This window comes from Rhizobium sp. SVR5-2C (assembly GCF_056755115.1).
The window spans coordinates 1-1,485 of sequence record NZ_JBNDHT010000286.1; the positions used below are offsets into that span (position 1 = coordinate 1).

General features: G+C 58.2%; 3 protein-coding genes. 2 read left to right on the forward strand and 1 reads right to left on the reverse strand.

Features of this window, described 5'->3' with window-relative positions; translation table 11 throughout:
* Nucleotides 1–402: helix-turn-helix domain-containing protein (locus ACPYOI_RS35655; RefSeq protein WP_481424123.1), on the reverse strand; the 402-nt coding region annotated here is incomplete at its 3' end.
* 162 nt (nucleotides 403–564) lie between these two features.
* Here ACPYOI_RS35655 and ACPYOI_RS35660 point away from each other — a divergent pair.
* Both ACPYOI_RS35660 and ACPYOI_RS35665 read left to right on the forward strand, forming a co-directional pair.
* Nucleotides 565–1,050 carry a fasciclin domain-containing protein gene (locus ACPYOI_RS35660; protein WP_481420233.1) on the forward strand — a complete coding sequence of 162 codons (486 nt, stop codon included), beginning with the start codon at nucleotides 565–567 and terminating at the stop codon, nucleotides 1,048–1,050.
* A 29-nt stretch (nucleotides 1,051–1,079) separates the two neighbouring features.
* Complete coding sequence (locus ACPYOI_RS35665) at nucleotides 1,080–1,304, forward strand: DUF378 domain-containing protein (protein WP_481424124.1); 225 nt, start codon at nucleotides 1,080–1,082, stop codon at nucleotides 1,302–1,304.
* Nucleotides 1,305–1,485 lie beyond the last annotated feature (181 nt).

The following is a 1,485-nucleotide window of genomic DNA, read 5'->3' on the forward strand; positions in this document are numbered from 1 at the left end:
CTCTGACGGCGGCGAATCGACCGGGAACTCGGCGTAGAACGCCTCCATGCGGCGGTCAGAAGCGGGATAGTCCAGGCTTTCGAATAGAAAGGCCGGGTGCTTTTCGCCCGGCGGGCTTGGAAGTTTGAGACGCTGCTGCTTTCGGACGATCGCGATGAGCGGCTCCTCCTTGTCGGCATTGAAGAAGTGATCGAGGCCGACGCCGAAAACCATGGCGATCCGAAGCAGCGTGGGCAGGGTTGGAAACATCTTCCCGCGCTCGATCTTCGAGAGCATCGCAGGCGAGAGCCCTGTATGCCCGGCCAACTGCACCAGCCCCAGCTTCTTTCTCAGACGCAGTGCCTTGATACGCGGGCCGATCGCGTAGCGCTGAAGCTCGTTAGACAACGTGTCGGAGAGCACTTCGCAAAACTCCTTTTCATATCGGGAAAGCATAACGAAAAGAATTATCTTCACAAGACAGTTCTTTTTCAGGTAACGATAACTTGAGTGACAAGAAAGTGGATTTGCGTTATATGAAATTCATGGCGTGCATTCGCGCCCGTCATCGAGAGGAGAAATGTCATGAAACTGACAAGGCTTTTGTTCGCTGCGGCGATCACGTTCGGCAGCAGCGTCAGCGCGTTTGCGGCGGAGAAGGATGTCGTCGACACCGCCATGGAGGCGGGTCAATTCAAGACGCTGGGTGCCGCGCTCGAAGCGGCAGGCCTGGTCGCCACTCTCAAAGGAACGGGTCCGTTCACGGTCTTTGCTCCGACCGATGAAGCCTTCGCCAAGTTGCCGGCCGGTACCGTCGAAAACCTGCTGAAGCCGGAGAACAAGCAAAGGCTCACTGAGATCCTCACCTACCATGTGGTCGCCGGGAAGGTGATGGCTGCGGACGTGGCGGGTATCGATGACGCGAAGTCGGTAAATGGCAAAATGATCGACATCGAAGTCGAGGGCTCCACCGTCAAGGTCAACGACGCCGCCGTCACTGCTGCCGACATTGCCGCCTCGAACGGGGTCATCCATGTCATCGACAAGGTGATCATGCCGCCGGAAGGCTGACCTTTGATCCTTCAACCTGGAGAAGAACCATGAAGTCTATCAACATCGTCACGCTCATCCTCGTAATCGTAGGCGGGCTGAACTGGGGGCTGGTCGGACTATTTAGCTTTGACCTCGTGGCCGCCATCTTCGGGGCTGGCTCGGGGCTCGCCCGGATCGTTTACCTGCTGGTAGGGCTATCGGCAGCCTGGCAGATCATCCCCCTGTTTTCTGCAATGGGCTCCGGCGAGTTCGCTGCCGGCCATAACCGATAGGACCTTGGAGGGACCCGCTTGCCTCGTCGGCGGTTCCCTCCATCTTTTGCCGGATGGACATGTATTCCCTGCTTGTGTTGATCGCCTTCGAGGTCGCGAGCTTCGCTGCGGCGGCTACCGGCGTGATCTTTAGGCCAGGCAACTGGTACAAGCAGCTCGACAAGCCAAGATGGCGCCCGCC